The sequence below is a fragment of the Salinivibrio sp. AR640 genome, from assembly GCF_001995405.1.
GTDB classification, from domain to species: Bacteria; Pseudomonadota; Gammaproteobacteria; order Enterobacterales; family Vibrionaceae; genus Salinivibrio; species Salinivibrio costicola.
The window spans coordinates 1-7,328 of the sequence record NZ_MUFD01000046.1; the positions used below are offsets into that span (position 1 = coordinate 1).

6 protein-coding genes are annotated in these 7,328 nt (G+C 43.1%); 2 read left to right on the plus strand and 4 right to left on the minus strand.

Annotated elements, in window-relative coordinates:
• The 4 genes from tnpA to BZG75_RS14950 all read right to left on the minus strand — a co-directional run.
• The coding region (gene tnpA, locus BZG75_RS15715) for an IS66 family insertion sequence element accessory protein TnpA (protein ID WP_443216206.1) at nt 1–121 on the minus strand (121 nt) is incomplete at its 3' end.
• 933 nt (nt 122–1,054) lie between these two features.
• A complete protein-coding gene (locus BZG75_RS14935; RefSeq protein WP_077577402.1) occupies nt 1,055–2,320 on the minus strand; it encodes a hypothetical protein in 1,266 nt (421 codons plus the stop codon).
• A 52-nt stretch (nt 2,321–2,372) separates the two neighbouring features.
• Nucleotides 2,373–2,930 (minus strand): recombinase family protein, encoded by a 558-nt coding sequence (locus tag BZG75_RS14940; protein WP_077577403.1) that lies wholly within the window; start codon nt 2,928–2,930, stop codon nt 2,373–2,375.
• A gap of 401 nt (nt 2,931–3,331) precedes the next feature.
• Entirely contained in the window at nt 3,332–4,414 is a 1,083-nt protein-coding gene (locus tag BZG75_RS14950) for a type I restriction endonuclease (RefSeq protein WP_077577405.1), read from the minus strand.
• 482 nt (nt 4,415–4,896) lie between these two features.
• On the opposite strand from BZG75_RS14950, the gene BZG75_RS14955 reads away from it, so the two are divergent.
• Together BZG75_RS14955 and BZG75_RS14960 are read left to right on the plus strand one after the other, a co-directional pair.
• Nucleotides 4,897–6,135 (plus strand): DUF1611 domain-containing protein, encoded by a 1,239-nt coding sequence (locus BZG75_RS14955; RefSeq protein ID WP_077577406.1) that lies wholly within the window; start codon nt 4,897–4,899, stop codon nt 6,133–6,135.
• Nucleotides 6,132–7,190: an alanine/ornithine racemase family PLP-dependent enzyme gene (locus BZG75_RS14960; protein ID WP_077577407.1), complete on the plus strand. Its 1,059-nt coding sequence runs from the start codon at nt 6,132–6,134 to the stop codon at nt 7,188–7,190. Before BZG75_RS14955 ends, BZG75_RS14960 begins: the two co-directional genes overlap by 4 nt.
• Nucleotides 7,191–7,328: the final 138 nt, after the last annotated feature.

Genomic DNA, 7,328 nt, shown 5'->3' on the forward strand with positions numbered 1-7,328 from the left:
AATAATAAAAAGTTTGATAGGGAATAGCGTTGTCTTGGCAAAACTGCTTAATGGACACTGTGCTTTGCTTTTGTTGTTCAATGATCGCCGCCCAGTGCGCGCGTTTTTGTGCTTGTTTCATCGTACCTCCGCTCAAAAAGGTACTATGGCAAAGCCCGTGTCTTATGGGTATGTGGGGTTTATTAACCGCTTACGTTGCCCGTGAGTTTGGAGAGGAGCAACTTCAATCCTGCCTATGGCTATGTAGTTCACTCATTCAAATCAGACCAACGATCCAACGAGGCCAGCTAAAGCTCTCTTGGCTTCGCTCGCGTATTTTCTTAAGGCAACAGACCATAGGCCATACTAGACCATACAGCTCAGACACACTCTATTCGACTGCTGCTCACAATGATAATTCCTTCTATCAAGTGAAATAACAGTCAACGCAGAGTCGCTCTACTTAGCTACTTATCCATGTAAGCAAAGGTGCGATAGTGTTGTGCTGGTGGTCTATTTAGTATCTGCTACGACTAAAGCAGCAGTGGTGGTGCCACATGGGACTCTTAATGTATATCTAAGAGTTTTTCTTTGGGCTCTTCAATTAGACGTTGTAAATGGCTTGATTAGACAGAAGCCTCTGATGGGAAAGAGCCAGAGAAGAGTGGCAGCGAGGCTGACTCTTAGTGTATATCTAAAAGTTTTCCTTGGGCTCTTCAATTAGACGTTGTAAATGCCCTAGTGAGAGCGTGAAGACTCTATGACAAAATACTATCGCTGAGACTATCAATGACTGACATCTCTTAATGTATATCTAAGAGTTTTTCCTGGGGGGCTTCAATTAGACGTTGTAAATGTCCTAGTCACGCTTACAAAGCTACTCCAATTATACCGATAACTTCCAATGCAAGGCCTAACCAAAAGGACACCTTCTTAATTGTACCCTCCTCAAAAACCCCTGCATCTCTAGAAGTTCGTGAGGAAAGATTCATGCAGGCTCAATCTCCAAGCTCAAGACTTCTGCATTCTAAATCTTTCTAACATAAAAACCTTAAAATAAGAAAACACCGAAAACTCAATTAATAGATTCGACCTCTAACCACTCCTTCATCTTTTCTGATGTTCCCTTATCAATCACAACATCTTTCCCTTCAAGACTAAAATTACTTGCAATATCAACCTGCTCATTAACAAAGCTACGGACCGATAAAAACTCAGTACCTAAACGCAAAAGATAGCTCTCATTTACACGGAATGCTCCTTTGAATATATCATTTTCATCATGCATAATCTGAAGAGAGAGTTCTCCATCTTCGTCCTTTAAGAAACGGGGAAAAAGTCCAGCATCTCTTATCATATTTTCTACCACTCTCATTTCTATAAAGACCACAACTTCCACTTCTCCCATTGAGAAAAGAAGCGAGTTATAAGGAGTAAAAGAAAGTAAAAAAGGATAAGATGGTAGGTGGCGCTCATCACAGACCAAATGAATTACTATAGAGCTATTACTGTGCTCTTCCATGACTTCCTTAAACTTTTCTTCCTGCCCCGAAGCAAAAGCGATATATGTTAAACCAGGCTCTGGGGACAATGTTTTAATGCCCTTCTCACGAAAAGCACCTTCAATGCATCGGTTGATCGATTCTCTATGACTTACCTCTTTATGACACACCTCTATCCGCTTGGTTAATTCAAAACCGTGGTAGTTTTTTGCAAACCCAGAACAGAGAAAGCTGACAACTTCCTCAAGATGTTGGAACTGTCGATCCGTTCGAGAGTTACGATTAGTCGAACTCTTTATTTCTATAGGGATGGGTTCATCTCCTCCCAGAACACAAATATCCCCAACCCTCAAAGTATTAGTTAAATCACTCAAAACCACAGGAACCCCTAGCTCTACTCCCTTTGCCATCGAAATGTATTCTTTTTCAAATCCAGCTTTTCCTGATAAAAAACCTGGTTCTTGCTTAGGGTGGCCTTCATGACCAAGGTAAAGATGCTTTAATGAGCTTTTAGTTTGATAAATAAAAGCAATACCATCTCCCACACACCTCCAAACAAACAAAATTCTCTTATAAATAGACAACCTCTCCTTACCTTTTCTTATCATTTCCTTTAGCTCCCTCACCTTCCACTTCTCTTCTGGTGGGCGCTTTCTTCTTCTATACCTCTCTAGCCGACGAACACCCTCGCTCAAAAGTTTTATACTCCTTTCCGTCTTCTTCAACTCGCTTATTACTTTATTCTGCAAGGGCAGAAGCAGATATACTTTCTCCCTTTGTTCTCTCAGCAAGTGTAAAGATTCTACCGCCTCCAAAAAACCTTTAACATCAAAAAACATACCCTCTCCTTACAGCTGTTATTTTATAATGCTTAGCATATGATTATAGAATTCAACAAATACTTTTTTGTAGTCTTTTAACCGACGACACAGAGCACCCCAAAGCCTCGGCTGTGGCATTAATAGAGTACCCCTTTGAGCGAAGCTCATGCACCTGCTCTTTGCTTATAGTGTGAGGGCGACCCATATGCTTACCTTCTGCCTTTGCACGCTCTCTGCCTGCGTTTGAGCGCTCTAACATCTTCCTTCTTTCCATCTCTGCCACCTTGGACAGAATGGTCACCAGAAGCTCTCCTGCGTCTGTGCTGAGGTCTACCCCTAACCTTGTCACAATGACGTTCACACCGCCTCTCAGAAGCTCTCTCACGGTGTTTTGCACATCAATGCTGTCTCTCCCCAATCTATCAAGATCGACCGTCACAAGTGTGTCTCCTTCGCGCACATAGTCGAGTAGCTTCTTAAACTCTGGCCTCTTCTCAGCGCTAACTGTCCCGCTCACTCCACAATCAGCGAACTCCTTGTCTATACGGTATGTCTTATTGAGCTCTCTTCGTTGATTCTCGATTGTTTGGTCGTCAGTTGAAACACGGTAATACGCGATAACAGCCATTTCTTACTCTTCATCTTGGTCTATAAGATGGGCTCATAATTTCATATAGGTCTAAAACTGTCAAACAGGACTTATAGACTACCCTGCCGTAGCTGTTTGAGGTAGGTTCAAAAGGCAACATTAAGAGACCTACTAAGGTGAATAAAAAACAACCAAAGGTTCTCATTGGGGGGGCGTTAGCACTCATAAAAATATTTTCCACACCACCAATCCAGATAGTTAAATTTCTTATAGGGTGCGCGGGGGGAAATTTAAAACACTATGTATTATTAAATGCGAGAGAAAATTTTTTACGTAAAAACAAAGCAGAAAAGACGAAGAAAGACCCGTAGCTAGTTAACTTAACGCCATCAGATACCACTAGGTAGCTAATTACGGCTACCTAGGGCTAACAAAGAGCTTTACTCGTACAGGTCTACCGATGCCTTTAACTCCCCTGCCAGTTGGAAAAGGTCATCAACACTGTCGATGGGAGTTTTAGTCTCTTTCTTGTTTGAGTCAAAGATTCCTACATACTTCTGTCGACCATTAAAATGCAACCTGCACAATGGTTTACGATTATTATCATCAAGCAGAATCCCAAAGTAGCTTTGTGTGTCTCGATGAGCGACTCGAGATACATCGACTCTTTCTCTCAGAATAGCTTTGACAACATTATAACCGTCGAGCTCTTCCTCTGTGGTGACTATCTTAGGGTTGCTACCATCCGCTTCGGAAGAGCTTTCATCCTGCTCTGGTTGTTCGTTGGCTCCTCTCGCCTCACGCTCTTCACTGCCTATGGCATACTTCAAACGAGCGTTTATGCTGTCGTTGAGGAATTGCTTCAAAGCTTTTTTCGTTATTTCAGTAAACTGTGCTTTGACCTTGGCTGTTTGCATCCCATCGTAGACCCTAGCAGTCAAAAGCTTTACAAAGTCTTCCTCTGGATCTTGGAACTGCTCTGCTAACACCTTTTTTATTTGATTGAGATACTTCAATTCACCAGCCGCATCGACCACGGAATCGACATCGAAAGAAGTCTTCGTCAGTTTTTTCAGCTCTGGGACTACATGCTCGTCGACCTCGGACATATCTAGAATCAAGAACGGTTTGTCATCCATTTTATTTGGCGCATCGAGGTCAGTGAAAAACTGATACTCACAACCGTTAGTCAATACAGCTATACGGGCATTGGTCACTGAAAAATATCGGTATAGTTGGCTAGAGTGTTTTGGTGAGAGCGCTTCATTCACTTTTTTACACTCGATTAAGATCTGAACATCCCCATCTTTCATCAGAGCATAATCAACCTTCTCTCCCTTCTTCGTGCCTGTATCAGCAGTGAACTCAGGGATAACCTCGCTGGGGTCGAAGATATCGTATCCAAGCACATTGTGAAGAAATGGCATCACCAAAGCAGTCTTTGTCGCCTCTTCTGTTTCTATCGAGTCATATAGCTGTCCCACCTTTTTGGACAAAGCTTGCAGTCGCTCTATAAAGTCCATTTCACTCTCCTTATATCTGCTTCAGTGTGCTTGCAGATGCAACAGCTTTAATACATTTGCTTTTTTATTAGACCATCAACATAGCAAGCATGCTGTGATTGAAAGCCCATCTGTACTCATTACAAGACAACCTATCAGCTTAACTATTTACTCACCTACATGGCTGAGCTACAATTCGAGGAAAATTCGGTATCACACGCTCGAAGATACAAGAAATAAAGCCTTTAAATCAAAAGGTTATGTGCAGCGTGCTGGATTGGGAAATAGCCTCCCGCCAGCTCCACCAATCGATTGGAAAAGACGCCTTAGGGCGTCTTTTTTTATTGCCTAAAAACTCGTCCCTAAACAAATAACCCTTTGCCTTCTCAGAAACTGTGCTACTGTTTAGTTCTCTCCTACAGCTTAGTAGGAGCTCTTTTCTTTACCGGGCGAAAGACTCGGCAATCCTTAGCGGCCCTTCTAAGCCTAACCAGGCTTCAATAATGTCCGTATCACCAAAATCAGCACACACTCCAACTCGATTAGTAGCAGGTAAAACGTCGCACGAAGACGTCGATTTAGCATCACCAACGACTCGATTCGATAACCAAGAAACATTACTCGAGAGCCAAGAGAGGTTAATCGAGAGCCAAGGGGCATTAACCCCGACGGCAATTGTTTATTGTGAAGGTCATTTTGGTAAAATTGATGGGAAAACTGCCAATGGTCTTGTCCGACACTCTCAAAAATATCGTATTCTCTCCGTTATAGACAGCTCCCTTGCAAACAAAGACGCGGGCGACATTCTCGACAAAACCAAAAACAACATCCCTATTTTCGCCGACCTCGAAGAGGCTTTACATCATGAGTCTACACGACCAGATTATTTTATTTTTGGTGTCGCGCCGTCCACAGGCTTACTGTCTGATTTAGATAAAAATGTCATCCTCGACGCCATGTCAAAACGGCTCAATATCGTTAATGGTTTACATGAATTTCTCAATGACGATGCCATTTTTGTTGATGCGAGCAAGAAGAACAACGTCCACATACTGGATATTCGCAAACCCAAGAAAAAAGAGGCGTTAAAAACATTTACTGGGCAAGTCCATAGTGTGACCTGTCCCATTGTCGCTATTTTGGGAACAGATTGTGCGCTCGGGAAACGGACCACTACGACAATATTGGCTCAAGAGCTCAGAAAGGTAGGGTTAAACGTCGTCATGATCGCCACCGGACAAACCGGTATTATTCAGGGTGAACGTTATTGTGTGGCACTCGATGCTGTTCCTTCTCAATTTTGTGCTGGCGAATTAGAGGCCGTGATCGTCGATGCCTACACCCAAGAAAACCCAGATATTATTTTAGTGGAAGGCCAAGGTGCTCTGAGTCATCCAGCCTTTTCCACGAGCTCATTCATACTGCGAGGAAGTTGCCCGACCGCAGTTATCTTACAGCATGCACCGAAACGCCTGTATCGTGTCGATTTTCCCAACATGGCGATACCGACGCTCGCAAGCGAAATTAACCTGATCGAAACATTTGCCAATACGCATGTCATTGGGATCACTCTCAACCACGAGGGGATGTCGATGGGAGAGACTTTATCTTATATCAATGCGTATACACATGAACTTAAACTCCCGGTCACCGATCCCTTATCGCAACCGAAAGAGCAATTAGTACAGATCCTACTTTCAGCGTTCCCACTGCTAGAAGATAAAATTGAAGCAAAGCAGTGAGCTACCCAAAAATAGAACTCGATTGCGCTAAAATATCCCTCAACACCCAACGGCTGATTGAACAACTGACTTTAAAAGGCGTGACTGTCACTCCCGTGACCAAAAGCTGTTTGGGCCACCCTATCATTGCCAATACGCTCATTAATGCCGGCGCAACGATGCTCGCTGACTCAAGAGTAGATAATATAAAACGGATGAGAGAGGCAGGTGTCACGGTACCCACTCTATTAATACGTTCCCCGATGCTAAGCCAAATAGAGCGCGTCGTCATTGACTGCGATATCAGTCTGAATACTGAAATTGCAGTGATCCAAAAACTCTCTGACGCCGCTGGGCGATGTAATCGTATTCACCAGATCATCATTATGGTTGAGCTGGGAGATTTAAGAGAAGGTGTCATGCCCGACAACCTTATTAATCTGATCAACGATGTCATTAAACTGCCCAACATTACACTCAAAGGCATAGGTACGAATTTAACCTGCCGCTACGGTGTTGAGCCAGACGATATCAATATGCAGCTTTTATCGGATCTTGCTGAACACATCGAGACGACGTTTTCGATAAAGCTAGACATCATTTCGGGCGGTAACTCGGGCTCGATCAATTGGGTACTCGCCCATCAAGGCCAAACCCGTATTAACCATTTACGGCTTGGCGAAGCAATATTTTTAGGCCTAGTCCCAAAAAATCAGCCACAAATATCGGGCTTATCATCCACAGCGATCACATTAACAGCCGAGGTCATAGAGTCGAGCCAAAAACCCTCATACCCATGGGGAAAACGAGGCGTTAATGCCTTTGGTGAAACCATCAGCCTACAAAATAGAGGTCAGGTCAACCAGGCCATTCTTGCCTTAGGCCGACAGGATGTATGTATTGACGGATTACATCCTCCCAGCGGCATGACAATCGTTTCATCATGCAGTGATCATTTAATGGTTGAGACACCAGAAAAAATGCTAGCGGTCGGTGAAACCGTCACATTTGGGTTGGACTATAGTGCTTTTCTTTCAGCCATGACGTCCGAGTTTGTCGATAAAGTTTATCGATAGCCAACCATACGACAGTCTATCAACTTATAAGACCCTCAGAAAAAATGATTAATTATGCCAATAATTGTGTATTTAATCGTTATAAGCAAATTTAAAGTTAAAAAATATGCATAAAAAACCACGCCATATCCCTCTATC

Bases quoted from the DNA above. Each gene is read 5' to 3' on its own strand.
- BZG75_RS14955 (WP_077577406.1), top strand. From the start codon at position 4,897: ATGTCCGTATCACCAAAATCAGCACACACTCCAACTCGATTAGTAGCA.
- BZG75_RS14940 (WP_077577403.1), bottom strand. From the start codon at position 2,930: ATGGCTGTTATCGCGTATTACCGTGTTTCAACTGACGACCAAACAATC.
- BZG75_RS14935 (WP_077577402.1), bottom strand. From the start codon at position 2,320: ATGTTTTTTGATGTTAAAGGTTTTTTGGAGGCGGTAGAATCTTTACAC.
- BZG75_RS14950 (WP_077577405.1), bottom strand. From the start codon at position 4,414: ATGGACTTTATAGAGCGACTGCAAGCTTTGTCCAAAAAGGTGGGACAG.